This is a genomic window from Streptomyces sp. NPDC001933 (assembly GCF_042890955.1).
In the GTDB taxonomy this organism is placed as follows: domain Bacteria; phylum Actinomycetota; class Actinomycetes; order Streptomycetales; family Streptomycetaceae; genus Streptomyces.
The window spans coordinates 25,257-51,739 of sequence record NZ_JBIASS010000034.1; the positions used below are offsets into that span (position 1 = coordinate 25,257).

The following is a 26,483-nucleotide window of genomic DNA, read 5'->3' on the forward strand; positions in this document are numbered from 1 at the left end:
GCTCGGGTATTGGAACCCTCCGAATGCCTGCCTGTGGGCAGCCGCGCTTTGCACCGTTTACATTGATCTGCCCTGTCCTTCGTAGGACAGCCTCAGCAGGTCTTGCCGCCGCTGGCCGAGGTACCAATTGCCGGACTGGTCAAGATCGATGGTGGTTCTGATGACGGCGGTGTCGCCGGAGGTCACCTCGGCCAGGACCTCTCCTCGCGGCGAGATGATCACGCTGGGGCAGTGTTGGTGAGGGTCTGCGACGTTCGCCGCAACGAGGAACCGCTGGTTCTCCGCTGCACGGCTGATGAGGTGGCTTCTCCAAACCCCAGCTGGCTCGGCTGTGTTTGCGGCGTGGGTGAGATAGATGAATGCCTGTGCTCCGCTGCTGGCAAGGTGCTGCCATTGCTCGGGGAAGCGGATCTCCCGGCAGATCTGGACGCCGAGGCTGACTTGCCCGCCGGCCATCGGGATGGAAAGGGTGGAGAGGTCGGTCCCCGCTTCCAGTCGGCCGCGTTCGTTCATCGCCAGGTTGATCTTCCGGTAGGTCCACCTCGCGCCGTTGGGTGAAAAGTAGACGGCGGCGTTGCTCCAGACTCCCTGGTCGAAGAGCAATGTGCCGCAGAACAGATGGACCGCTTGTCGCTGCGCCAGGTCGGCGACACGGTCTGTGGCCTGGGCGAGGGCCAGAGTGTCGAGGTCGCCAAGGACGGAGAGGTCAGGCCCGTAGCCTGACAGTGCGCCCTCGGGCAGGACGACGATGTCGTCAGGCCGGGCTTCGGCCAAGACCTCGGAGATCAACTCCACATTCCGCTTAACGTCCCAGGTGATAGGGAACTGCGCGACCGTTAGCGATATCTTCATGAATCCTTCTTCCGGCAGTTGATCCTTCCCCCGAGTGCAGGACCAGCACGGCGGCCTCATAGGACGAGGGGCACGGCTTCTGCCCCGGGCCGACCGACGTGCGGGTCGGCGATGTCGTCGTCGAGCGCCTCACCTGCGCCTGTTCCTTCCATTCCCGAAGGACCTGCCAATGATGTGCGACTGCTGTCAGCAGCCCATGAAACCCGAGCAGTCAGAGCAGCGCGAGATGCCCGGGTGCTCTCCGCGCGAGCGGAGGTGAGCAGCTCCGACTGAGCACCGAGGTCTCCGTGTGCACGCGGCGGCGAACACTGAACCGTGCGCCGTGCTCGTTTCTGATCGTCGACTGCGTGAGTGGCAGAAGCCCAGTTGTCCGCCGTGGCCGAAGGTGCGCGGCTTGCTACTGACAAGGCTGTTCTGTTCGAGTCGAGACTGTGATTGAAACCGATGAAAGTCGCATCTCACGCTAAAAGCGACCGACAGAATGGCGGTGCTGGCGGCCTGCTAGCAAGGGGCCGATATGACGAGACATCCGGACCACTGACAGGCCGCCAGGAAGCCGCACAGCCGTTTTTTTCCTGCCCCGAACGGGACCAGGTTCCGAAGTCGCGTCCTGGAATCAGGCTTAGTGGTCACGCGGATAGGCGCGGTTGGGGACACTGGCAGCAGGAACGGGCACAGGCCCGGTGATCATGGAGTTGCGACGCTCTGTAATTACTGAGGAGACCTGTGCCCGTTCTGCCGTCGTGGCTCACTGAACCGCTCTGGGATCAGTTCGCGGCCCTGTTGCCTGTGCGGCCGGAGTATCACCCGGACCATCCGCTCGGCTGCCACCGCAGGCGTATCAGCGACCGGGTCGTCTTCGACAAGGTGCTGCAACTGCTGCGTTTCGGCTGTTCCTACGAGGCGACAGCGGATACAACGTGCTCGGCCACCACGATCCGCAGCCGCCGCGATGAGTGGATACGGCTGGGCGTTTTCGCCGAGTTCAAGCGGATCGCGCTGGAGTCCTACGACCGGATCGTCGGCCTCGTCCTGGACCGGATCGCTGTCGACGGCGCTATCACCAAGGCTCCCAGAGGCGGCGAAGCAGCCGGGCGTTCGCCGGTCGACCGCGGCAAACAGGGCCTGAAACGTTCTGGCATGACGGACGGTTACGGCATTCCACTGGGCAGAGTCCTGGCCGGAGCCAATCGACATGACTCCCCGCTGCTCGCCCCGACCCTGGACCTGCTGGACGACCTCGGACCCCTGCCCCAGGACATCACCGTGCACCTGGATGCCGGCTACGACTCCGACAGGACCCGCGCCCTGCTCGCCGAACGCGGCCTGCACGGCCGGATCGCTCACAAAGGCGAGAAGGCGCCCATCCAGGCAGGTCAGAGGTGGCACGTGGAGCGTACCCACGCCTGGCAGAACGCCTTCCAGCGCCTCGCCCGCTGCTACGAGCGGCGGACCACCGTGATCAACGCGTTCTTCGATCTCGCCGACACCGTCATCACGGTACGCAGCCTGATCCGCCAGGCATGGACAACCCACCGCTGGGAAGAACGCCCGCACCGCCGCTTATGAGAACACTGTGTGGGACACCCCCGGGGTGCACCGCGCGGGACCTGGTCAGCAGCGGGCCAGCACCGCCACCTCATGGCCGAACCCCACTACCAGCCGGCCATCCGAAGTGACAGCCACCGCGAACACCTCCGCGGGGAACACCAACTCTGGTCCGGCCGGCCGGCCGGTGGTCAGGTCCCACACCCGCACCGTCCCGTCTCCACTGCCGGTGACGGCGACCGGACGGCCCTCCACCACCCCCGTCGCCACTCCGCGCACCCAGCCGGTGTGGCCGGTCAGGGGCTCGCCGATGGGCTGGCGGGTGGTCAGGTCCCACACCCGCACCGTCCCGTCCCCGCTGCCGGTGACGGCGACCGGGCCGCCGTCCACCACCCCCATCCCATACACCAAGCCGGTGTGAGTGGTCAGGGGTTCACCGATCTGCTCGCGGGTGGCCAGGTCCCACACCCGCACCATCCCTCCACCGCCGGTGAGGGTGACGGCGACCGGGCGGCCGTCCACCACCCCCGTCGCCACCGCCTCCACATCGCTGCGGAAGTGGTCTTGCAGGGGTTCGCCGATCTGCTCGCGGGTGGTCAGGTCCCACACCCGCACCGTTCCGTCATAGCTGCCAGTAACGGCGACGGGGCAGCCGTCCACCACTGCCGTCGCCACCGCAGTCACCCAGTTGGTGTGTTCGTGGAGGGGTTCGCCGACCTGCCGACCGGTGGCCAGATCCCACACCCTCACCGTCTCATCGTCGCCGCCGGTGACGGCGACAGGGCAGCCGTCCACCACCCCCGTCGCTACTCCAATCACCGCGCGGGTGTGACCGGTGAGGGGCTGGCCGACCTGCCGACCGGTGGCCAGATCCCACACACGCACCGTCCCGTCCCTGCTGCTGGTGACGGCGACCGGACGGCCCTCTACCACCCCCGTCGCTACTCCAATCACCCCGTCGGTGTGACCGGCGAGGGTCTGCCAGAGGCTGCGATCGACCATGCCGCCAGTCGCCCACTCCACCCCCCACCGCGCGGCGGGTTCGCCCTCCACCAGTACGGCGGTGATCCGCGCCGCCAGTCCCCGATCCCCGTACCGGGCGGCATCCAACGCCAGCAACTGCCTCCGTACCCCCGCACCAGCATCACGGTGCAGGTGCGCCGACGCCCGGTACACCGCCCCCGCAAGCCGCCCAGCAGGCCCCGAAGCCGTATCCACCAGCCCCAGCACCTCCTCCGAGTCGGCATTCACCAGAAACCCCGGATCCGCCAACCGCCCATCCGCGCCCGCAAGCACGGCCTCAACCCCGTCAACGTTCAGATCATCGGACATGCCCGCACCCAACCAGCCCACCACGCAACTGCGTAGCCAATTACGAAACGTTACTGACGAACCCTCCAGCAGCCTCAGCAAACAAGACCCGCCCCAGACCCGCAGTCCGCCCCTGCCTCACCAATTCGCGCGGGTTCTTAGCTGAGGTGCTAACGCCGTTAGCACCTCAGCCGTTCACGCCCGTCCGAGCGTGAACGAGCGGCGAGGTCATTGCGAATCTCGTGAACTGGTCTACCTGTGTGCGCGAGGCCCCAGATCGCGCTCATTCGTTTTGACCGAGAGCCTCAGCAGACGCGGGTGCCCACTGAATCCAACCGCCACGACGAAGCGGCACCACTCCCCCCACTGGCTGGGGCACTACCTGCTTCGATCTGATCCACTCCCCCGCCACGAACGTCAGCGCACCCGATGCTTCGGAAGTCCTTCGGGGTTGACTCCGGAGGTGGGGGCATCTGCGTCGGCTTCGAGGTCGACGTCTGTGTCGGATTCTTGCCAGAAGGCAGGCGGCAGTCGATGTTTGACTGCGTCCATGACCATCGCGCAGCCGCATAACGCTCACGTCTTCCGCTCCCTGCACACCGCACCTGCGCCCCTGGCTCTCGCCAACGCCTGGGATGTTGCGAGCGCCCGCGTCATCGAGGCTGCGGGCGCACCGGCGATCGCCACGACCAGTGCCGGTGTCGCCTGGTCGTTGGGTTTCCCGGACGGCGACTTCCTTACCCGCGACCGGGCGCTGGAACTGGTCGGCCGGATAGTCTCTGCCGTCACGGTTCCGGTTACCGCGGACATCGAGGGCGGGTATGGGAAGGATGCCGCCAGCGTTGCCGAGACCATAACCGGGGTGCTCACGGCCGGCGCCGTGGGCATCAACATCGAAGACGGCACCCGGCCCCCGGAAGAGCTCGCGATGCGGCTGGCCGCGGCCCGGCAGACCGCCGACCGGGCAGGCGCGGACCTGTTCCTCAACGCCCGTATCGACACCTTCCTGTTCGGGCTCGGCAACCCGGATACTCGACTGAAGGAAACCCTGGCCCGGGCACACATGTACGTCGATGCGGGCGCGGACGGCATCTTCATCCCCGGCATCACCGACACCGACACCATCGCAGCGCTGGCCAGGGACATCTCCGTACCGCTGAACGTCATGGCCGGCCCCGGCGCACCGACCATTGCCGAGCTCGGCGCCCTCGGCGTGGCTCGCGTCAGTCTCGGCTCCGGCGTGGCGCAAGCCGCCTACGCTGCCGCCCGCCGCACCGCACGGGAGTTCTTCGGCACCGGCGGCTACGACTCCCTCGCCGAAGGCATGGCCTTCCCGGAACTCAACGCGCTGTTCTCCGAACTCAACTGACCTTGGCTGAGTCGGGAGGCGCGGCCATGGCGGCCAATCCTGCCCGCGTCGCGTGACAGGGCGGGTGGCACGCGGGTGCGGCAGGCCTCCGCCGACCGTGATCATTTTCGTCCACGCCCTTTCAGGCGGGGCGGTGATCTCACTCCCAGCCTGTCAGTGTCGATCGTCATCATGAGAGACATGACCAACCCGAACCTGACCACTAGCAGTATCTGGCGGCTCCACCACGGCGACCAGGAGATTGCGCGGCTGGCCGTGACCGGCGCCGATATGCCCTGGATACACGCCGAAGTCGAGACACTCCCCGGTTTTGAAGAGTTCCGCCCCCTCTTCAGTGAGCAAGTGCGAGCTGTCGACGAGGAGGACTGGGAGCGGGCCGAGGACTGCTACGCCCAGATCCGCAGCGCGCTCATCCTGGCGTTTCCCGACGGCGGTCCGGTCGCCGAGTTCATGCTGCACATCTACGACGACGGTACCGCCAGCTGGCGCTGGCACCACGAGCCCTTCGACGCGGTGAACCCGTGACGGCCTGGGTTCGCTGCCTCTGGGACGAGAAAGTCGTCTGGTTCTGCTTCAAGCAAGGACTCCGATGGCCGTGTGATCCGGCAAGCCGAGTTGCAGGAGCCCGGGAACAAGGTCTGACGCTGTCTCGCCGACCGAGTGGGAAGAAGCCCAAAGAGACGGTCGGTCATCTGAACACGAGGGCGCCTACGGTCCGACCGCGGCGGCGAACACTGAACCGTGCGCCGTGCTCGTTCTTGACCGTCGACTGCGTGAGTGGCAGAAGCCTAGCTGTCGGCCGTGGCCGAAGGTGCGTGGCTTGCTGCTGACAAGGCTGTTCCGTTCGAGTCGAAACTGTGATTGGAACCGATGAAAAGTCGCATCTCACGCTAAAAGCGACCGACAGAATGGCGGTGCTGGCGGCCTGCTAGCAAGGGGCTGGTATGACGAGACATCCGAATCGCTGACAGGCCGCCAGGAAGCCGCACAGTCGATTTTGCCTGTCCTGAACGGGCATTGACTGCTCCGTATGGGTAGGGAGGGTGCGGTCGTACGACCCGCTGCCTGGTTCCACTGAACTCAACTCCGCGGCGAAGCGTCGCTTGTCTACTGGGAGGCAGCCGTGACCGAACGCGACGTCATGCTCAACGAACTTGCCCAGGGGCTCCGCCCGATGTCACAGGGCATCGCGTGGTTCGACGCACTCGACCCGGAGAAGCAGTCCGAAGCGCTGCTGTTTCTGCGCCACCACTGTGTCCAGGCGCGCGCCGTCGCGGAGGACGGGCTGGAGGGCATCCGCCGTGCCGGTCTGCGCCCGACGCACACGCCAGCGGTGCTGATCACACGCGGTCGGATCAACGATCAACTTGGGAAGATCGCTTCTCTCACTCCTCGCGACGAACGTAGGAAGGCGTTCCGACTGCTGGTCGCGGTGCTCGCGATCGCCGACGGAAGACGTCGCGAACGCTACTGCTCGGACGGGTGTGGTCACTAGGCAGCCGCGGAAATAGCCACCCGGCCCGTTGACGGCCTCGCCGAGTGCCAGGTAGAGGCCCGGTTCGTCGGTGATGTGCTGGCCGTCCAGCTCGTACGTGTGTCCGGCCTCCCGCTCCTGATGCTTGAGTCGGCAGCCCCGCTCCCGGACGAGATCGAGCCAGGCCGCACGCTGGCGGGTCTCGAGCCTGGTCCAGGCGCCAGGGGCGTTCGGCGGGCCGGCAAGCCAGCGCTCCCAGACGGGCCGGGCGTACCCCGGTATGGGTGCGATGTATCCGTCGAGTTCCAGATCAATTAGGTCCGTCCTGATGGAGGACGGCTGCCACGTACGGACTTTGGGTCGCAGCAGCCGGTCGGTGAGCGATTCGCCCCGGTCGTCTCGTATCTCCAGCCAGACCTCCTCCAGGTCCAGCGTGCGCCGGGTGCCCGTAGCCAGTGCCCGCCGTAGCCGATCACTCGGGGCGAGCCCCCGCAGGACGACCGGAGGTTCTACTTGCTCGGGCGGCAGAACACGGGCGAACTCCCGGCAGGAGCCCAGCCACCGGTACCCGTCGTGCAGTCGGACAGGAGCCCGGTGCCCCTCGGGCGGGCCCTCGTAGTCGTCCAGACCGGTGAGCACGAGACCGTCCGTTACCGGGTGCTGTCCGAGGCTCTCCGCGTCCTCCAGCAGCCAGGCATCGAGCCTACTGTCCTCCGGCACCAGCCACACCCGGCTACCGACCCAGCCGCGCACCTCGGCTCCGTCCGGAACCCAGCCGAACAGTTCGTACGTCCCGCGCAGGGGTTCCCGGAACAATCCCTCCGCCTCGGCGCAGATGCCCCAGACATGGCCGCTTCCTGTGTCCGTCAGCGAGTACCGTCCCTGCCTGCGATGGTTCCTGTCCACATGCACGGTGGGAATCATGCCTAGACCCGGTGTAGTCCGTGAAGTTCTTTTCGTGGTCGGTCAGGGTGTGTGGCCAGCACTCTCCGAGCGAGCCTCGCCCTGCAGGACCGACACCTGAACGGGCTCCGGCGTGGCCGCTGACATAGCCGCATTCCGCGGGGGCACCGCATGCCTCGCAACGCCTGGCCTCATCGACCTCGTCCACTCCCCCGCTACCACTCCAGCCTTGCACCTCGAACAGCCCTGGGCAGCCAGAGCCCTGGCTACCTCGCCCCTCTGGCCGCACACCACGTCGCCGGAGAAAACGGAGACCATAGGCCTCAGTCATCACATCGGAGGGTTCGCGTACCTCCAGTAGAGGGTTCGCGTACCTCCAGTAGCGGTGCAGGCAGCGGCCGAAGCACTGCGACCCTCTGATGGGGCCACCTCTGTCCCTGCAGCCGACCTTCTTGATGGCCAGCGAGGCTGATCTCTACCGGAACCGGTCTGACACGACAACGACCCCGCTCCCCCACCAGGCGGAAGAACGAGGACGCGGCACTTCTGTCAGGCCGTCGTGGTCATGGGCTGGAACCCCGTCTCATCCAGGACCAGCACCGCGCCGGCCTCGCCCCGGACGCTCGGCCACGTAGGACAGCACCACATCGCGGACCCCGTCTGCATCCCAGCGGTATCCCCCCAGCAGCAGCCGCTGCGTCGACCAGGGCATCGCGGCACCGGCCTGCTCAGCCAACTGCCACCCGCTCTTGCGCGGCACGTCCGCCAGCGCCCCCTCACATTTGCGACCGCCGTCGCCCGCAGCTCCGACCGCTCGAAGCACCCAGCGCCCCGCGACCCCAGACCCGCCAGCTCCGCACCCCACAGCTCCACCTGATCCGAAGTCACCACACGACGATCACTGCAGGCAGGATGACCCACGTGGCAAGTGCCGCCGCAGCACCAGGGAGACCCCGCATGGCTGACTACTATCCGTACCCAATCACGACCAGGAGAGGGGACCTGGCGCTGATCTGGCGGCCCGGAGAGGACGATGCTGCCGATGAGCTCGCCGTTGACGAACTCGGAAGACTCCTCGCGTTCCATGACCCCAAGACGCTGCAGGAATACTGCGATCGCAACGGCTGGGAGCTTGTCTGGGAGGACGAAGGCACTCTCGATCTGGGCGTCGTACGGCGATGGGTCGAGCACCCTAGCCTCGGCTCGGTCCCGGCAGGACTGCTGCTGGACGCGTGGAACTTCTTCGAAGACCTCTCCCACAGCCTTAAGGCCGGCCCGCCCCTCCCCTCCCAAGGATCAATCCACGACAGCGCCTACGAAAAGATCTTCGGCGGCAAAGCTCTCGAACCGACCGCTGGCGAGGAAGTCTGGACGGACGAGGAGACCGCGGCCGTGCGCGAACTCCTCCGCGCGGGACTGAACCTCTGGGAACAAGCCGTGCACAGGTCCAGCACCGGCTGATCGACTCTACGAGCCCTCCGCGCGCACCCATCTCGACTGCCGCTGTAGTACTGGCTGTGGTGCTAACGCCGTTAGCACCACAGCCGTTCACACCCGTCCGAGCGTGAACGAGCGGCGAGGTCATCCCGAGTCTTCAACGTGAACTGGTCGACCTGCGTGCGCGAGACCCCAGACCGCACTCATTTGACCGAAGAGCCTCGGCAGACGCGGGTGCCCACCAGATCCAACCGCCACGACAAGCCGGCTCCACTCCCCCACCATCAAGTGAGAGAACGGAGCCGCCGATGAAGCTTGACGCTATGCCTGGGAGTTCTCGCCCCGGCTCGTCTCGCTCAGCATCACGCGTTGGAGCTTCTTCGTCAGCATGTACCGGTCCAGCTCGGACAGCTCCTCCATCAGCGGGTCAAACTACCTTTCCCCGTTGGCCAGGCCCTGCTTTGACCGAGGCCAGCTGATGAATCGCAGACGCACCTTGCCATAGACGGTTGCGTCGACACGAACCCCGCCGCTGGCTAGGGCACCACCTGCTTTGACCTGATCCACTCCCCCACCGATGCGGACCGGTTCGCGGGGCACTGCCTTGGACACTGTGTTCACCTGCAGCACCGATGACCCGCGCATCGCCGACGTACTGCTACGCGAGATTCAGCCTGGCGACTTCCCGAGCGTCGCTGGCCTCGTCGTCCAGCCCGAGGATCTCGAGCCTCGGCCTGGCTCACCGTTGACGCTCTGAAGGTCTTGCTGCGGGCCACTGGGCATAGGCCCTGAGCGGTAGGTCTTCAGGCTTGGCGGGTCGGTGTACAGCGGTTCTGGGCGGTGGCCTAGCGGGTCTTGTCTGTGTGCGTGACGAGCATCTGTATGGCCACAGCGTCTCCCTGGAATCAGGCGGCCATCGTTCGCATGGCTCGGGAGGTCGCCTCCTGGCACTCGGAACGGGCAGGACCAGGAAGCACTTATTTGTGACCGAAGAACTCGGCAGGCGCGGGTGCTCACTTATTCCGACCCGGCCACGACAAACGGCCCCGCTCCCCCACCACCAGGTGGAAGAACGGGGCCGCCAATGACGCTTGACGCTATGCCTGGGAGTCTTCGACCCGGCTCGTCTCGCTCAGCATCACACGCTGGAGCTTCTTCGTCAGCATGTGCCGGTCCAGCTCGGACAGTTCCTCCATCAGCCGGTCAAACCACCTTTCCCAGTTGGCGGCCAGGGCCTGCTTCTGCTTTGGGGCGGCAGAGGTCGGCTCGACTTCCGGCGATTCAGGAGCGGCGTCGCGTGGCACGGGGACGGGCAATGCTTCGCGCGGGGCAGTGCCCGGTGATTCGGCTGACAGGGGCTCTTCTGCGCGTGGCTCGGGCTGCTCTGAGCCTGCTTCCGAACTGGAGGGTGTGTATACCGCGGTATACGCAGGCTCAGGTTTGGGTGCCGGTGCGGTGGTCTCTCTCGCGGGCGCGGGGCTGGGGGCGGGCATGGGGCTAGGGGAAGGCGTGGGGGATCCCATCTTGTCCGCCTTCTGCTTCGCAGCCATCCGGTCGGCTTTCCACGCGGCGAGCTGATCGCTGGGCGGCATGGCCGAGTACATCCGCATGTCGCGGAAGGCCTTGAGCTCGCCGGAGATGACGAGTGCTTGCATCTCCTCGGAGAGGCGCAACAGACCGATGCGCTGGCTGAACCACTGTTTCGACTTCTGCAGCTTCTCTGCAGCCTGCGTCTGGTTGCCGTTGGTCATCTCCAGCATCTGCTGAAGGCCACGGGCTTCTTCGATGTAGTTGAAGTTCGACCGCTCGACGTTCTCTGTGAGAACGGCTGCGAGGAACCTGACACGGGACTCGGCGATGTCCTCGCGGACGTGTACGTCGAGCGTAGGGAGTCCGACGTGGACGGCAGCCTTCCACCGCCGCTCCCCTGCGGCCATGACGATCCGGCAGTCCGGCAGCAGTTCCTCGTGTTCGGGGAACAGCTTGATGTAGCGGGCCCGGGTGATCCCGACGCACGGCTGAAGCTGCCCGGTGCGCATGCTGTTGCCGAGCTCTTCGAGCTTGACTGGGTCGAAGTCCTGGCGGGGGTTGAGGGGGGTGGGCGCCACCTGGTCGGGCGCCACGTGAACCAGGGTGGGCTTGCTGCTGCCGGGGGTGCTCTCCACGGCTGCTCCGGCCAGGGTGGCCAGGTTGAGTCGTCGGCCGGCCATCAGCGGCGGCCTCCGTATCCGAGCTCCAGAGCCAGCCGGAAGTAGTCTTCGCGTGCGCGGAGCGTGGTGCCGTTGTCGGCGTACTGGGTAACGACCTTGCCTTCGGCCGCTGCACGGGTATGAATCTTGTACCGGCGGATCACGGTGTTGGCGCGTGGCCAGCCCATGGCGTCGATGTACTCAAGGGTCTCGTCGCGGTCGGCCTTGCCGTCGCGCGGATCCCAGGCATTGACGACGACCTTGTACGGCAGCCCCCGGGGTGCGATCACCTGGGTGATAGTGCGCGCGGTCGGGTCGAATGCAAGAGGTTCCGGGGGGAGCGGGACCAGGACGTCATCGGCGATGTCCAGTGCGGCAGCGAGGATGTGCTCGTTCTCGAGGCTGCCGGGGGTGTCGATGAAGATGTGCTGCCGCTGGTCGCTGCTTCCGAGAACATCGTGTGTGACTGCTGCCAGGTTGACCGTGGTGGTCGTCTTGCCGACTCCACCCTTCTGGTTCGCGATGACGTGGATCTCAGCGCCCAGGTTCTTGAGCTCCGCGAGGCTGTCGGGGTCCTCGTGGGCAGTCGCGAAGTCGAAGGGGAGGTTGTCGCCGATCCGGTCGGCCCACCAGATGGTGGATCCCTGTGGGTCGGTGGATACAACGAGAATGGAGGAGGCCATGATGCTCCGTTTCCGTGTGCTTCCCGAGGGGTTCTCGGTACTCGGACTGGAACAGCATTGCAGATGATCGAGCCGGACATTTGCACCACCCTGGATGTTCCGCGTGGCGGATGTATACCGCGGTATACGTGGACGCACTATCAGCGCGGCTGCCCGAACCGTCGGGTGACGGAGTCTCCGAATGAACCGAGGCGTATACCGCGGTATACGCCTCGCCTCAGTTCCGCCTCTCCAGGGTGCATCTCTCAGGTGTTGTCCTGTCGCATCGGGCCTTGACCGGTCTCGCTGAAGGTCGGCGACTGTCCTGTTCGTCTCACGAAGCTTGATCACTACTAGCGGGTGTCTTGCGGATCGGCCCGCGTACCCTTGGCTCTGTGCCTCGCCGTTCGAAGAAGCCTCGCCGACTGGTCGCCGACGGGCGCGTGTACATGTGGACGATGCGTCACAGCCACGGTAGAGACGGCGACGGCCGGTCCATGGACTGCCGCCAGATCCTCACTCTCTCTCCCCGCAGCCGGCCGGCAGCGGAGGCCCGCTGCGCATCGTCTTCGCCGAGGGGCCGGGACGGTACGTCCCGGGCGGGGCCCTCATGGGCTCCGGTGACGTGGGCCTCACCCGGGGCGAGTCCCTGAACCTGCACGAGCCGGGCGCCGTCCGGGCCTTGCTCGACGTGGCGCTGGCCCGCGGCTGGCAGCCTGTAGAGCAGCGAGCGGTGGAGGTCAACGGCTGGCCCCTGCTCGAGGCGGCGGCCGTCGTGCGGGCCGGGGGGATTCGGCCCCGCGAGCGCGTAGGGGCCTATGGCGATGTGTATCTGGGTTCGCGCCGCGATTGCCTGGTGCGGGACGGAGCAGGCGCTCACACAGCTATGCCGCTGGGAATCCTGAGTAGCCCCTTCGCCTGGCTTCTTTGATTCTCGTACAGGCTCATCGTGGCGCGATCAGACTTTGGTGGGACTGGTCTTGCTCTGTCGAGGCGGGGCAGTGACGGGGGCTTCGAACAGGCCGAGGCCGTCCCGCTTCAGTCGGCTTGGTTCGGTCTCAGGTGGCTCGGTCTGATGCGCTTGTAGTCGCAGGTGATGTGGCCCGCCGATGGCACCGGTCGAAGCCCAGGAAGACCGGTGGAGTGGTCGGTGTGTGTCCGTACCGTCCGTGGGATGGCCTATCTGAGTCTCCTGGGATATCTGCTGGGCGTCGAGGGTGCTGCCTTGCTGCGCGGCTTCAGGGAAGGAAGCGCCGGCCGAGCGTTCGTCGGAGCCCGGATCGCTGAGATCTGCGCCCTGCTGGACACGCCCGCTCTCGTGCAGGCCGAGGGGTCACAGCGAGTCCGGGCACGATCAGCATGGCCGACGTCTACCAATCCTGGGCGCCGCACTATGACTCCCCCGGTAACCAAATAATTGCCATAGAGCAGCCCGTTGTCCGGCGCATCCTGGACGGCCTGCCCGTCGGGACAGGGCTGGACGCGGCCTGCGGCACCGGCCGTCACACCACCTGCCTGCAGGCACTCGGGCACGATGTGATCGGCGTCGATGCCTCACCGGAAATGCTCGCCCAGGCCCGTAAGCGCCTGCCAGATGTTGCCTTTCACAAGGTTGGCCTGCACCGGCTGCCACTTCCCGGCAATGCGGTCGACACCGTCGTCTGCGCGCTTGCCCTGACGCACGTACCCGGTCTGGCTCCCGTATTGGCGAAGTTCGCGCGGGTCCTGCGCTCTGGCGGAAGCCTCGTGATCTCGGATGCACACCTACTGGTGTCCTATCTCCGGCCGGCCCTGGCCCGCCGTCCCGGTCCGGACGGCCGCCCGTCCTCGCCGAGCACCACCGTCCGCTCAGCGCTTAGCTCGCCGCCGTCCTTCCGCTGGACTTCCAGTCCGGCATTGCGAGGAACCCCGCCGCCCGCGCCATTCCCTCGATCCCGGCACTGCCCCGGACCCACTCCCGGCCCCTGTGTCCTGGGACTTGTTGCACTGGTGCCCGGAAGCGTCGGCCGTGGCCTTGGACGATTCCCCGATCGCGGTCATCTGGCACTTCCAATTCGATGGCAGCCGGAAGGGCTGAGTAACCGGACGAGATCAACTGAGGCAGCGTCCGGCATCACTCGCCCAGACCGCCTCATCCGAGATTCTCACCGTCTCCAGGTCTCAAGCGATCTGGTCACCGCACGTCATAGGTCTGATTCGGAGCCGGATCGTTGGAGGCAAGGCGTATACCGCGGTATACGCCTTGCCTCAGTCCCACCCCTCCTGGGTGCCATCTGTGCTCCGGGATACGTGATTCGAGACAGTCCTCGGTATTCCGGTGCCGACGAGCGCCTGCGATTGCGGTTGAGGTCGGCTCTATGGCTGCGCGGTGGGGGAGTCCGGGCGTGGTGGGGCATTGTTCAAGAAGCGGGGGTCAGGCGACGTTGAAGGCCCATCAGACGGGCTGGCCCCTCCGCGGTAGCCGGTGCAGTTCGGATGCTCGCGAGCGGCAGGGGGGCTCGGCTTCTGTTCCTTGCGAGTCACTACGGCATCGGCGAACGCGATCTCGGGTTCGCGAAACTTGGCGTGGGTCTGTCGCTCTATCGCTGTCACGGCGTCGATGGTGCTGTGGGTCTTCAGTGGATCGCGTACAGCGCAGCACAGTGCCAGGGGCAGCTGTGCCACGCGTCTTCACTGGTGCTTCGGGGTAGGGCTGCGGAGGGAATGCGGATCAGAGGTTGATGACGTTGTTGATCCGGCTGACTGGCAAAGGACGGTCGCGCGGTCGGCTTGGGTGCCGAGTTTGTCGTTGATCTGCTTGGCGAGCCGCCCGCCGAGGAGCCGAAGCAGGGCGCGGGGGAGTGGGACGGAGTTCAAGGACGCCGCATTCGGTCTCTCAGGCGGTCCCGTTGATCACCACGAGCGAGCCAGTTCTGGTAGCGCGGTCAATACTGTCGCCGACGAGCCAAATGGATACGTAGATTCACCCGGTGACCTACGACATCATGCTGGTGCGGGTACAGCCAGGCCTGACGCTTCAGGACACACTTGACCGCCTCAACGCCGGCTTTGATCCTGATGCCGACCTGCCCCTGCTCCGGCTCACCAACGCGCAACGGGCCGAGTGGGACCGGATCCTGGGCCGAGTCTGGCGTGACATCGGATCTGTCGAGTCTGAGGAGTACCTGTACAGCCTGACCCTTGAGACGGTCGGTCCCCCGGGACGCGTGCAGCTCGACTACTGCGGTGACACAGCCCATATCGAGGTTGCTTATCGCCATTCGGGGTCGGCGGCGTTGGAGGTGATGGAACTGGCCTATCGCATCGCTCGCATCGTCGAGGACGAAAGCGGCCTGACTGGTCACGACTTCGAGGTGGATCAGCCCACCCGAACCGGTGACCCCGTCAAAGCCGCGGTCCTGCTGAGCGGCGTCTCCGATTGGGCACGACATCACTTGAGCTAACAGGTCACCGGGCGGACCAGAGGAAAACGCCAGCCGTCCAACGACCCCGGTGATCCGAACGAAACCGCTTAGCGGGCGGGCTCGATGAGGCTGTCGCTCTGCGGGCAGAGCTCAGAACACCGGTCGGTGACGTCTGCAGCAAACAGGATGGCCAGCGAACGGCTGAGGGTTATGACTGCTCCTGGACTGGTGCGAAGCAGTCTTCATTGGTTGCCCAGAGACCATCTGTACGCGTTGCCATGCTGCCCGTCTTCAGGTCGCCGGCCAAGAGCCGTGCCAGTTCCGCTGGGTTGAGTGGCGGTTCGCCATCGGCGGCGAACTGAGCGTTGAACCGATTGCGAAGGCGGTCAGCGGTGAGTTCCCGCACCTGTCGGTCGGGGCACAGCACCGGGAAGAGCCGACGGAGTTTGTCTGCTGGGTGCCTCCTGGGTGATGGAGAGTGGGGCAAGCTCCACCGTGGAGCTGCTGTTACTGCGTCCCTCGGGCGCTTTCGCCTGGTGCCGGAGCTTTGCGGCCTGGTTGCTGGTGTTGCCTGTTGTTCATGAAGTTCTCCTGTCAGAACGCGGGGACGGGTTCCTCCTGGGTCAGGCGGAGTGCGGCGAGGGCCTGGTCGACGAGGTTGCTGCTGAGGAGCCGGCGGACCGCGGTGTCGGTCATGGTGTGAAGCAGTGACCGGACGTAGGCCGGGTCGGCGGTTGCGTAGGCGCGGTGGATGCCGATTTCCTGCGGAGTGAGCGCGCGCAGGTCGAGGTCACCAGCCGCGTACGTGGGCTCGTTGTCCTCGTCGGAGCCGGCAGGGAGAGGGGCATTCGCTGCCTGCAACGCTGCGCTGATCGCCTCCTGTGCCTCACAAACCCTGCTGCTGGTCGGAACACGGTGCGGCGTGGGCTGGTCGTATCCGGCGCGCCGGAAGTGCTCCTGTGCCCGGGATTCTTGCCATTCAAGAACCATGAGGCGGCGGCTGTTGGGGTCGGCGTACAGCAGGTGGGCGCCCTTGATCCGGTGGGCGAGGAGGCCGGACGGCCGGCGGGCGTCCGCAGGGTCGATGGGGCTGTGTTCCTCGGCGGCGGCCTGGACCTCGCGCCATGTCCATCCTTCGTCGGCGCAGTGCCGGGCGATCCACGAGATGCGGGGGGCGGAAGCGTGCTGTAGCCAAGGCACGTTGGTGACGAGCTCGTGTCCGAGCTGGTAGCGGCGACCGGTCTTGTTCAGCTTCTGCGGCCTGTGGCCGGCTTTCTTCTGGGTGGGGTGACTGGTGCTCCCGCTGGCGAGTTCTGTCTCAGGGGGAGAGGTGGAAACAGCTGTGGGAGAAGACGTTGAGGTACCACCCTGCATTGGGGTGCAACGCGACTTGCCCGAACCGGGGATGCGTGTGCGGCGGCGGCGTACCTTTCGGGCGGCTTTCTTCGCGAGCTTCCCGATGAGCTTTCGTCCCTCTTCGGCGATCCCGACCGGGACACGGGCGTGTGCGGGGGCGGTTTCGTCGTGCTGCACCGTGCGGATGCCGAGGGCCTCGTCGAACTGGACGGGGATGACCCGCTCGTATACGGATGCCTGACGGATGCTGCCGGTGATGCGGGTGCCTTTGGTGCGGTACACGAGGAGTCCGGCTTCGCGGAGCATGTCGAGGTGGTACTGCACGGTCCGCCTGGACAGTTTCAACATGCGGGTGAGGTAGCCGACTCCGGGCCGGCACTCGGTGAGCGCGGACAGCTCCTGGGCGACGAGCACAGTGGTGGGCCCCCACTTCGGTCCGTGGATGCGGGACGGGACGTAGAGGCCGGAGCCGCCTACCCAGTGGACGGCCTGCATCCAGGAGTAGGGGCAGGTCGTGATGCGGCCGGTTGTGGTGGAGACCCACTGAGCGGCCGTAGGCACTCGCAGGGCCTCCCGAAGTACGGGCCTGCCATTGCACTCGTGCACGCGTTCGGACGTGTCATGCGGGATGTCCGTGTCGTGAGGAGTTTTCTGGCACGGGATGCCCTCGGAGCCGGGTGACTTTTGCCATGAATCGGGCGTCCGGGCGTGCGGAAGCTGACAAACGGCAGCCGCGTACGGCACTATGTACCTGCTTTCACTATCGAGAACGCCAAAGGGAGCTCTCACTGCGTGACGTGAAGGTGAAGTGGTTCATGGGGAACCTGAAAGTCGCTCGACCTGCCCGGACCTGGTCGCCAAACCGGTTCCGGAAGTTCGGGCCTTAGCTCGGTCGCCAAACCGAGCCGTGTGAAGAGGCCGCGCACGGTGCGCCAACACCAGCGGCCAGCGGTAGAGGTAGTGCCCCCGCCAAGGGGCCCAGGGCCTCCCGCTCAGAACATTGCTACGTCATCTGATCTCCCTTACTGGGTGAGGTCTGCCCCTGCGCCTTTCCGGCCAGGAAGTCATTGCGGAACCCGTCCCGGCCGGCGGCACGGAGTATGTCCTGCATCCGGTCACTCAGGCCGCCGGGGCTGTCCAGGGTTTCGTTGCACCCCGACCGGTAGTCGGGGTGGCGGCGCCACGCACGGGTGAAGTACCGCACAGTGCTGTACGGGAAGCCGTCCGAGACATGGCGGGTGAAGCAGCGCGCCCAGCTCTTGCCGTCGCTGCCCACGTAGGTGGCGTGCCGGGTGACGGCGAGGCCGGGGGAGACGGGCCGGTTGACGGCCTGGTCCTGCTCGGGTCCCGCCGGGCGGGTCTCGGCTGCGGTGGGTTCTTCGGCCGGGCGCGCGTGCACAAGTTCCTCGGCGGGAAACTCCCAGTCGGGGCCGGGGTTGCCGGGGGAGAGGCAGACGAGGAGGACCTCGCCCTGCGCGGTCATGCGATGACGCGGGTAGTGGTGACAGGGCCCGAGCGGTGCGTCGCCGGTGTGATCTTCACGGCGGACTGCCGGGTCCCACTGTCTGTATCCCCGGTGATCCGGGTATTCTTTGCCACAGAACTGGCACCTTCTTCTCGAGAGGGTGGGTGTCGGTCCGGCCCCGCTCCTGGGTGTGCAACCACCCGGGACTCCAGCGGGGCCTTTCCTCTGCCTTGGTGACTCCGTCCGGCACATCTCAGTCCTGAGTGGCCGTCTGGCGTCAGGCCCAGCCTATCTGTTCAGCTCACCACATGTTCACGGCTTGCTAATCGTGTCGTTGGTCCGACCTGTCATCAGACACACAGCTCATCGCACCACTCCCGGACAGACCACCACCCCAGACCAGACAGCGGCTTCAACTGTGAGCGCGGAATATCAGTACTTGTTCCAGACGTACCGCCGGAAGCCCTGTGCTCGTCCAACAGGGCCCGGCCCGCCCGTAATGCTGCCGCGCCAGATGGGGCCTGCTTGCCAGTCAGTAGCAGGGCGGGCAGCGGCGTCCTTGAGCTGCTGATCAACCTCTCTGACCAGGTCTGTGAGGGCAGCAGAGTGCGGACCCCGCAACGGCACAGGGGCGGCTCTGTGGGACCTGCTGGCTGGGCACCGGTTCGGAGCTCTCGCAAGAAAAACGGACCTCGAGGCCGGGGCGGGGGTGGCAGGGCATTACTGTTCCGGGGCCCGGTCACCGAGTCGTCCTGTTGAGTCCCTGGCTCGGTCCTTGGCAAAAGCGCAGTTCAGAGGCGTCTTCGCTGCCTCACCAGGGGACTGAAGGGACTGAAGGGACTGAATATCCCTGTTCCGTTCATTACGCGTGTGTGTATGCGTACGCGCGAGTACAAAGGTCTTCTATCCTGAGCGGCTCATAACAGAGACTTTCAGTCCCTTCAGTCCCTCACTCAAGCGCTAAAGGCTCTTTGACCTGCGCTTTTCCGTGAGGGACTGAATGGGGAGCCAACCAGGCCCAGCCCTTCAGTCCCTCGCACCTCCGTCAGGACCGACACGCCCGGTCGACCGACCCGATCAGCTGCTTGTCCAAGGAGCAACCGCCCAACTCCCCAGGCCGCAAAGGGACTGAAGGGACCTAAAAACCAGAGAACAGCCGCCCCCGGGCCAGGTGCGCTGCTGTAGGCTCTGGCCTCATTGGAAAACTCAGTCCCTTCAGTCCCTTTCCGGGCAGCAGCAGCGCTGTGACCTGGCCTTATGCTGCAGGGACTGAACAGGCTATTGGCCCCTCGGCAAGGACGATCAGAGTGCCGCGTCAACGTGAGACCAGCGGTTCCCGCTCCACAGGAACCGCCAGTCCCTACGACGTTGCCCGCTGGTGCGCGGGGAACGGCTGGCCCGTTCACCCGTTGGCCCCGGGCCGCAAGACTCCGGCCGCCAACTGCCCGGCGTGCCGGAACGAACCCCACAGCCCTCAGGACTGCCCCTGCCATCCCGCGGGCCGGTGGTGCCACGGCTTCCACGCAGCGACCACGAACCCCGCGCTCCTCGATGCCTGGTGGGGCAGCCACCCCACGCTCGGAGTCGGAGTCTCCTGTGGTCCTGCAGACCTCGTCGTCCTCGACATCGATGCTCACAGCGCCGAAGTCCCCGACCGGAACCGGCTCCTGCCCGGCATCCCGATCCATGAAAGCGTCAACCTGGCAGGTCTTGCCTCCGGTTTCGACACCCTCGCCCTGCTGGCGGCTCTCCGAGGCAAGCAAAACCCGGCCGACGACGACTCCACCCTGCGCGTGCGAACACCCTCAGGGGGGCTGCACATCTGGTACCAGACACCCCCTGAAGGCCCCCGCTACCGCTCCTCGGTGGGCTCCAGCCCGAAGACCGCCCTCGCCTGGCAAGTCGATGTCCGATCCACCGGCGGCTACATCGTGACCCCCACGACCCGCACTTCCGCCGGCACCTACACCCCGGTCGGCACAGCCCGAACCCCCGCCGTCCTGCCCGACTGGCTCGCCACCGAACTCCAGCGCACAGGCCACCCGGTCAACCAGCAGCCCACCCGGCTTCCGCCACCACGCCCCCACACCCTGCGCCCAGCCCGCAAGCACGCCCACCGGCTCCTGGAACCGCTGATCGACCAGGTAAAAGACTGCGCAGCAGTCCCAGAGGGCACCGCCTTCACCGAGAAACTCAACCGAGCCGCGTACACCGCCGGAGGCCTGATCGCCTCCGGCCACCTCACCGACAGCCAGGCCCGCGACCTGCTCACCGCGGCCGCGGACGCCGCCCGGCCGCATCGCAGCCGCCACAGCCTCGCCGTCATCACCTCTGCCCTGACCGCCGGCGCAAGCCGGCCGCTCCATCTCAAAGGACGCCCATGAGCAGCGCCGACAGCCCGCGCTTCGACGCCACTGCCGCTGCGCAGCAGATGCTCGATCTCGAAGCCCAGGCGGAGCAGCCCAGCCTGCCTGCCCAGCAGAGAGCCGCCACCGCGGTCGTCCACGAGCCACCAATTCTGTCGGGCCAGCTCCCCGGGCTGCTCACCGACCGCGGCAACGCCAAACTGTTCGCGGTGATGTTCGGCGACCAGTTCCGCCACGTCGAAGGCCTTGGCTGGTACCACTGGGACCAGTACCGCTGGAAGCGCACCGGAGGCGAGAAGGCCGCCGTATGGGCGGCAGGTGATCTGGCCGAACAGATGCCCGCCACCGACCCGACCGGCCAGTTCACCGACCGCGACCTCGCCTCCCACCGCCGGCGCTCCATGTCGACCCCGGGAATCAAGGCCATGCTCACGCAGGCCAAAGCCTCCCCGGCACTTGCTCTGGACCCCGACGCCCTGGACGGCGACCCCTACGCCCTGTGCACCCCGGCCGGCGTCGTCGACCTCCACACCGGCCACCTCCACAAGCCCGACCCCGAAAACGACATGCACTCCCGGGCCACCAGCGTTGCCCCCGAGACGATGCCAACCCCCCGCTGGCACCGCTTCCTCCACGACACCTTCGGCGACGACGCCAAGGGCGAGGAGACCATCCACTTCCTGCACCTGCTCCTCGGATACTCCGTCACCGGCGACGTCGGCGCCCAGGTCCTGCCCTTCCTCTACGGCACCGGCGCCAACGGCAAGTCCGTGCTCCTCGACGTCATGACCCAGATCCTCGGCGACTACGCCCAGGCCGCCCCGCCCGGCTTCCTCATGGAGAAGGGCAAGTTCTCCGAGCACTCCACCGAACTCACCGAACTCCACGGCCGGCGCATCGTCGTCTGCTCCGAACTGCGACCCAACGACAAATTCGACGAATCCCGGGTCAAGCTTCTGACCGGCGGCGACCGCATCATGGCCCGCCGCATGCGCCAGGACTACTTCAGCTTCAACCCCACCCACAAACTCTGGCTGCTCGGCAACCACCGACCCGAAGTCGGCACCGGCGGCCACGCCTTCTGGCGCCGGATCCGCCTCATCCCCTTCGAACGCGTCGTCCCCGCCGCTCGCAAGATCGACAACCTGGCCAAGGAACTCGTCCAGAGCGAAGGCCCCGGCATTCTCCAGTGGCTCATCGATGGCGCCCAGCGCTACCTCGACACCCGCGACCCTCTCGCCGGCCCCGCAACCGTCCGCATCGCCACCGCGGCCTACGCCACCACCGAAGACCACATCGGCCGCTTCCTCACCGAGTGCTGTACCACCGACAGCGGCGACCTCCGCGTCGAGCAGGGCCTGCTGTACACCACCTACAGCAGCTGGTGCAGCGCCGGCGAAGGCATCCGCCCCGCCACCGCCCGCGCCTTCGCCACCCGCGTGCGCCAGGAACTCTCCCTCGCCTCACCCGCCGACATGATGAAATCCAGCGGCAAGAAGTACTACCCCGGCCTCGGCCTTCTCACCGACGACGAACCCCAGGCCGGCCATGCCTGACCACAGAGCCCGACACACCTGGGCCAATCCGGCCTACCATGAGCACGGTGCCCCCACCAGGGATTGTGCTCACCGCATCCACCCAGGCCCGCAACCGGCCACCGACAACGAAAAGGGGCTGCAGCCATGAGCTCGCTGCTGACCGAGAGCGACCTCCGCCACGAGAGCGCCGTGGTGTGGCTGGAGAACCCCGACGACCTCGACTACGTACGCCAGGCACTCGACAAGACCGCCCGCCGTCGCGGCAAGCCCCGCTACGAACGCGACGGACGCATGGTCGGCTACACCGAACTCGACGCCCACGCCGAAGCCGACCCCGACAGCGGCCTCCAGCTCCGCCGCGTCTTCTTCCTCCTCCCGCACGACCGCGACGCCAGCCCCGACGGGCCCTACCACGAAGGCGCCCCAGGCGAAGCCGTCGATCCCCGCACCATCGAACCCAAGCGCGTCGGCGACAAAACCCCCCGCTCCCAACGCGGCCCCGCCGCAGCAATAGCAGCCCCCAGCACCTGAACCCTGGCGATACCGAGCGCACCGTCGGAAGCACCGTCCCGCCATTCTCGTCCTGGCGAGGAGCCCGACTCCGTCGACCACGAGACCTCAGGCGGACAGGAGGCTCAGCAGAACGACAGCGCAGTATCCGCCACTCCGGGCCCTGACGCTCTCGTCTTCTGCCAGCCACGGACTGAGCAGTCCGACCGAAGCGCCGGTCGTAGCGACACCGAACTGCGACAACTGGGGGAATCGGCATGGGAGACAGAGCGATAGCGGAAGCTCGCCAGGAGCATGCGCGGGCCGAGCAGCCGACGGAACGAGTGACCATCGCCATGGCGCTGGGCCTCTCCTTCTACCTACTGGCCGGCCCAGCAGTGTTCTACGGCACGAACACCTGGCACCTGGTCGCCGATACCACCGCGTTCAGCCGGTTCTTGATGCCGATGACCTTCCTCGCCCTCGTGGCGCTGCCGCTCATCCTGGCCCGCGTAGTGTTCCGCCCGGGCCCGGCGAAAGGGCAATGAAACAGCTGACGGCGGCGGTCCCGGCAGCGCTGGCGCTGCTCGGCGGGTCCGTCGTGCCCTTCGCAGCTCTGTGTCTCATCCTCATGTACGCGGACTGACCTCCAGCTACGACAGGTCCGTCCGACGTTCACAAAGACAGGCACGCCGTCACCCTCACCAACCAGATGAACCGGCCGCTGCGCCGCTTGACGGTCCTGAACACCGTCCGGCTCGGATAGCCACCTGGTGACAACGCCATGACCGCGGCATTGCAGCGACACCGTTGGCGAACTTGTACAGGCCGGGCCTGCCATGGAGTAGCTGTCGCGGTGGGGGAGCGGTAGCCCTGCAACGGTTCCGAACTACTTCTCCCCGGGCTCGAAGTCTTCAAGGAAGTAACTGTCGTGTCGGATGCGAAACTGCTTAAGCTCTTCGCTACCGCGCTGCGCCATCTCCCCGACCCGCTCGAAGTACTCCTCGCGTGGGGCGCCTGGGGAGAAGAGCATGAGCATGGACATGGGCTCGTCGGTCACGTTTTTGAAGGCGTGCAGGCCGCCGACCGGTACGTACAGGAAGTCGCCCGCGCGGCCCGTGACCCACTTATCGCCGTTGTACAGCTCCAGTTCGCCGGAAAGAATGTAGAAGGATTCCGACATCGCCTTGTGGAAGTGGGTCTTGGCCCCAGCGGACCGTGCACCCAGCTCCACCTTGTACAGGCCGAATTCGCCGCCGGTCGACTCGTTGGTGGCGAGGTAGTGGGTAGAGGCGCCAGGTGAGGAGATGTCCGGTGGGCTGTCGGCCGGGCGGAAGGCCGCGTTTACTTCACCCTTGTCGCCGCGGTAGCGGGCTTCCGGGTACTCAAGGTATTCCGGGGACGACATGATGCGCTCCTCTTGGCAGGTCCCACCAGCATGGTTGCTCCGCGTCCAGAAGGGGCATCGGACTTGCGGATGATCTCGGTTTGGCCGGGGCTGAGGGCTGGGGCCCTAACCAGGGCAAGTGCAGCTGAAGCGTTGGGCTACATGGGGCGAGCCCCTGTTGTACGTTCTCGCCCCCTCCAGCACCAGACCGCAAGGTGCGACAACGACTTGACAGTATTCGCTCGTCAGCGCTGACGGCCTACGAGCGAGCGAGGATGTCATGAGTGCCAATGCGATGCCAGATGATGTGCCGCTCGCCCGGAATTTTCGCCAGCCCTGGTGCGGCCGTTCCCGTCCCAGGTGAGCTCGAAGAGGCCGGGCGCGGAGCGGACGCCCTTCACGCGGAGGCCAGGGCGAAAGGCCCCGGTGCGCAGGCCGTCGATGAAGATGGCGTCGGCCTGTCGGCTGTGGTCGGTTCTTCGGCCGGGCGCGCGTGCACAAGTTCCTCGGCGGGAAACTCCCAGTCGGGGCCGGGGTTGCCGGGGGAGAGGCAGACGAGGAGGACCTCGCCCTGCGCGGTCATGCGATGACGCGGGTAGTGGTGACAGGGCCCGAGCGGTGCGTCGCCGGTGTGATCTTCACGGCGGACTGCCGGGTCCCACTGTCTGTATCCCCGGTGATCCGGGTATTCTTTGCCACAGAACTGGCACCTTCTTCTCGAGAGGGTGGGTGTCGGTCCGGCCCCGCTCCTGGGTGTGCAACCACCCGGGACTCCAGCGGGGCCTTTCCTCTGCCTTGGTGACTCCGTCCGGCACATCTCAGTCCTGAGTGGCCGTCTGGCGTCAGGCCCAGCCTATCTGTTCAGCTCACCACATGTTCACGGCTTGCTAATCGTGTCGTTGGTCCGACCTGTCATCAGACACACAGCTCATCGCACCACTCCCGGACAGACCACCACCCCAGACCAGACAGCGGCTTCAACCTGCCGGGCACACCTCTGTCACGTATCGGTGATCGCAGTCCGCGAGCACTCGCCACCCTGCCACCGAGCCCAGGACACTTGTGCCAGGGACCGAGATGGTCGGGACCAGCAACAAGCCCTCATCAGAGCACCAGAGAACAGCCGCCGGCACCAGTGCTGCCGTAAGTGCCACCCACTCACTGCCCACGATTCCCGACACAACGGATACGGACCCGAATGCGACCCCACCCGCCGGTTTCGCCGCAACATCGAGCACCACCCCGGGCAGGAGACAGCACTCGAGACGAGAAACGCTGCCGTGCCGAGAGCAACGTTCTGGTCGAGCGCATCGAGACGGGCTCCAAGTGAAGGAACTGCTCACAGTCCTGGAGACGCCGACCGACCGCAATCCAGACAAACGAGACGTCGCCGCCGCAGCACTCGGAGATCTCCTGCGTGGCACCGCGCTCGACACCGAATCCGCCTGCCTGATCGTCGGACGCCTCGTCGGCGTGGCCGTCAACGACCCCGTGACCAACGTCCGTGAGTCCGCCTTGAACTCGATCAGCGAAGCGTTCAACTGCCACAACCTGCCCCTGGGCCTTGTCGAACCGCTGGCCCAGGCCATGCCGACGATGGAACGCGAACTCCTTGCGCACACTCTCTATATCTTCGGCGCCACGCGTGACCTGCGGGCCTACCCGCTCATCGACTCCTTCCTTCACCACCTTGACCCGGATGTACGCGAGGAAGCACGCCTTGCAATAGCTGAGATCACCGCAACCGATCCGGAAGACCGCATCAACAGCACCTGACAATGGTTCTGCACGGCTGGCGGCTGCCAGCCGATGACCGTTGAGGGGAGTGGCAGAGCGTCGTTCTTGTCGGTGTGTGGCCGATGAGGCGGCTGGTGCCCTGGTGGGTCAAACTGGAGGGTAGCTCCGGAACTTCGTCAGGAGCGATCCTAAGGATGGGCCTAGAAACGCAGTCGGTCGGAATCCAGCGTCATTGGCGTTATGGGAGATGCCTGACACAGCCCTCTCGAGCGTGGATACCCGCTCTGCAGGCTCACACGGCGGACGGCCACCCGGCTTCGACAAGAAGCGGAACACTGTCGAACGCGCGCCGAGCTGCTGCTCGACGCCGGGTACGGCGACGAGGCGATGAAGGAAGCGAGAGGGGGCGTGGCGGGCCGAGGTATAGCGTGCGTCCGGTGGAGGCCGCGGGGCGCCGATGGGCAGCAGGCGAGGGGAGGCCTCGAGCGGCGGACGGCGGACGAGTGCAGCGCTGGGTGCAGCTGGCGAGGCACCGGATCCCCCGGGGCGGCGGAGAGAGTGGTGCCGCTGAAGTGGCCGTGCTCTCGAGCAACGTAAAAGCCCCGCACGGTGGTGTGCGAGGCTCTACGACTCTGCTGTTATCCCTTATCGGGAGGATGAAAACGGAGCCGAGACTCCGCTCCAAACGATACAGAGGTTGCGATTCTTGCCCTGGGCGCCTGCCCGCACTCGCGTAGCGGCGGATTCGGCTTCGTCGGATTTCCCAGGGTTCCGGTGACGGGGTGGACGCTTCCGGTTGTGCCTGACAGGTATGTACACCGGCTGCCCTGTGGGGGAGGGGGTCAGTGGGGACTGCTGCACGGATAAGTGACACCTGACCTGGCTTGCTGAGAGGCGGCCCGGAAGGATGTTGCAGTGCCCAAGCCGTATCCGAAGGAGTTCCGCGAGGACGTCGTGCGGGTCGCGCGCAACCGTGAACCCGGCGTCACGCTGGAA

At 66.2% G+C, this 26,483-nt stretch carries 19 protein-coding genes and 1 pseudogene; 12 read left to right on the forward strand and 8 right to left on the reverse strand.

Going from position 1 to position 26,483, the window contains the following annotated elements; all coding sequences use genetic code 11:
- Positions 1-57 precede the first annotated feature (57 nt).
- Positions 58-852, reverse strand: a complete 795-nt coding sequence (locus tag ACFYY7_RS40815) for a carbon-nitrogen hydrolase family protein (protein WP_388670060.1) — start codon at positions 850-852, stop codon at positions 58-60.
- Positions 853-1,578: 726 nt separating this feature from the next.
- Here ACFYY7_RS40815 and ACFYY7_RS40820 point away from each other — a divergent pair.
- Positions 1,579-2,421, forward strand: coding sequence for an IS5 family transposase (locus ACFYY7_RS40820; RefSeq protein ID WP_388670063.1), 843 nt, complete (start codon positions 1,579-1,581; stop codon positions 2,419-2,421).
- Positions 2,422-2,466: 45 nt separating this feature from the next.
- Here ACFYY7_RS40820 and ACFYY7_RS40825 read toward each other — a convergent pair whose 3' ends face one another.
- Complete coding sequence (locus tag ACFYY7_RS40825) at positions 2,467-3,813, reverse strand: WD40 repeat domain-containing protein (RefSeq protein WP_388670066.1); 1,347 nt, start codon at positions 3,811-3,813, stop codon at positions 2,467-2,469.
- A 448-nt stretch (positions 3,814-4,261) separates the two neighbouring features.
- Between ACFYY7_RS40825 and ACFYY7_RS40830 the strand changes: the two genes are divergently transcribed.
- The 3 genes from ACFYY7_RS40830 to ACFYY7_RS40840 all read left to right on the forward strand — a co-directional run bounded on the left by ACFYY7_RS40830 (position 4,262) and on the right by ACFYY7_RS40840 (position 6,575).
- Positions 4,262-5,080, forward strand: coding sequence for an isocitrate lyase/phosphoenolpyruvate mutase family protein (locus tag ACFYY7_RS40830; RefSeq protein WP_388670069.1), 819 nt, complete (start codon positions 4,262-4,264; stop codon positions 5,078-5,080).
- Positions 5,081-5,260: 180 nt separating this feature from the next.
- Positions 5,261-5,605: a hypothetical protein gene (locus ACFYY7_RS40835; RefSeq protein WP_388670072.1), complete on the forward strand. Its 345-nt coding sequence runs from the start codon at positions 5,261-5,263 to the stop codon at positions 5,603-5,605.
- A 649-nt stretch (positions 5,606-6,254) separates the two neighbouring features.
- Positions 6,255-6,575, forward strand: a complete 321-nt coding sequence (locus ACFYY7_RS40840; protein WP_388670107.1) for a DUF5958 family protein — start codon at positions 6,255-6,257, stop codon at positions 6,573-6,575.
- Here ACFYY7_RS40840 and ACFYY7_RS40845 read toward each other — a convergent pair.
- Positions 6,573-7,478 (reverse strand): annotated as a pseudogene (locus ACFYY7_RS40845) (hypothetical protein); the annotation flags it as partial. The gene ACFYY7_RS40840 and the pseudogene ACFYY7_RS40845 sit on opposite strands and share 3 nt — an antisense overlap.
- 936 nt (positions 7,479-8,414) lie before the next feature.
- On the opposite strand from ACFYY7_RS40845, the gene ACFYY7_RS40850 reads away from it, so the two are divergent.
- Positions 8,415-8,918 carry a hypothetical protein gene (locus ACFYY7_RS40850; RefSeq protein WP_388670075.1) on the forward strand — a complete coding sequence of 168 codons (504 nt, stop codon included), beginning with the start codon at positions 8,415-8,417 and terminating at the stop codon, positions 8,916-8,918.
- A 1,073-nt stretch (positions 8,919-9,991) separates the two neighbouring features.
- Here the strand turns inward: ACFYY7_RS40850 and ACFYY7_RS40855 are convergent.
- Positions 9,992-11,104 carry a ParB/RepB/Spo0J family partition protein gene (locus tag ACFYY7_RS40855; protein WP_388670078.1) on the reverse strand — a complete coding sequence of 371 codons (1,113 nt, stop codon included), beginning with the start codon at positions 11,102-11,104 and terminating at the stop codon, positions 9,992-9,994.
- Entirely contained in the window at positions 11,104-11,766 is a 663-nt protein-coding gene (locus ACFYY7_RS40860; protein ID WP_326770378.1) for a ParA family protein, read from the reverse strand. Before ACFYY7_RS40860 ends, ACFYY7_RS40855 begins: the two co-directional genes overlap by 1 nt.
- Before the next feature lie 1,338 nt (positions 11,767-13,104).
- Between ACFYY7_RS40860 and ACFYY7_RS40865 the strand changes: the two genes are divergently transcribed.
- Positions 13,105-14,172, forward strand: a complete 1,068-nt coding sequence (locus ACFYY7_RS40865) for a class I SAM-dependent DNA methyltransferase (RefSeq protein ID WP_388670081.1) — start codon at positions 13,105-13,107, stop codon at positions 14,170-14,172.
- A 542-nt stretch (positions 14,173-14,714) separates the two neighbouring features.
- Positions 14,715-15,188 (forward strand): hypothetical protein, encoded by a 474-nt coding sequence (locus tag ACFYY7_RS40870; RefSeq protein WP_388670084.1) that lies wholly within the window; start codon positions 14,715-14,717, stop codon positions 15,186-15,188.
- 555 nt (positions 15,189-15,743) lie between these two features.
- Here ACFYY7_RS40870 and ACFYY7_RS40875 read toward each other — a convergent pair.
- Positions 15,744-17,066 carry a winged helix-turn-helix domain-containing protein gene (locus tag ACFYY7_RS40875; RefSeq protein WP_388670086.1) on the reverse strand — a complete coding sequence of 441 codons (1,323 nt, stop codon included), beginning with the start codon at positions 17,064-17,066 and terminating at the stop codon, positions 15,744-15,746.
- A 442-nt stretch (positions 17,067-17,508) separates the two neighbouring features.
- On the reverse strand, positions 17,509-17,988 hold the full coding sequence (locus ACFYY7_RS40880; protein WP_388670088.1) for a hypothetical protein: 480 nt from the start codon (positions 17,986-17,988) through the stop codon (positions 17,509-17,511).
- 1,289 nt (positions 17,989-19,277) lie between these two features.
- Between ACFYY7_RS40880 and ACFYY7_RS40885 the strand changes: the two genes are divergently transcribed.
- From ACFYY7_RS40885 to ACFYY7_RS40900, 4 genes are all read left to right on the forward strand, one after another.
- Positions 19,278-20,354 carry a bifunctional DNA primase/polymerase gene (locus tag ACFYY7_RS40885; protein ID WP_388670091.1) on the forward strand — a complete coding sequence of 359 codons (1,077 nt, stop codon included), beginning with the start codon at positions 19,278-19,280 and terminating at the stop codon, positions 20,352-20,354.
- Complete coding sequence (locus tag ACFYY7_RS40890; protein ID WP_388670094.1) at positions 20,351-21,892, forward strand: phage/plasmid primase, P4 family; 1,542 nt, start codon at positions 20,351-20,353, stop codon at positions 21,890-21,892. Before ACFYY7_RS40885 ends, ACFYY7_RS40890 begins: the two co-directional genes overlap by 4 nt.
- A gap of 126 nt (positions 21,893-22,018) precedes the next feature.
- Positions 22,019-22,405, forward strand: a complete 387-nt coding sequence (locus ACFYY7_RS40895; protein ID WP_376320368.1) for a DUF6009 family protein — start codon at positions 22,019-22,021, stop codon at positions 22,403-22,405.
- 302 nt (positions 22,406-22,707) lie between these two features.
- Positions 22,708-22,911: a hypothetical protein gene (locus tag ACFYY7_RS40900; protein WP_388670097.1), complete on the forward strand. Its 204-nt coding sequence runs from the start codon at positions 22,708-22,710 to the stop codon at positions 22,909-22,911.
- A gap of 341 nt (positions 22,912-23,252) precedes the next feature.
- On the opposite strand, the gene ACFYY7_RS40905 is transcribed toward ACFYY7_RS40900, so the two are convergent.
- Positions 23,253-23,771, reverse strand: coding sequence for a cupin domain-containing protein (locus ACFYY7_RS40905; RefSeq protein ID WP_388670100.1), 519 nt, complete (start codon positions 23,769-23,771; stop codon positions 23,253-23,255).
- 1,305 nt (positions 23,772-25,076) lie between these two features.
- Here ACFYY7_RS40905 and ACFYY7_RS40910 point away from each other — a divergent pair.
- Entirely contained in the window at positions 25,077-25,526 is a 450-nt protein-coding gene (locus ACFYY7_RS40910; RefSeq protein WP_388670104.1) for a hypothetical protein, read from the forward strand.
- The last annotated feature ends 957 nt before the right edge of the window (positions 25,527-26,483 follow it).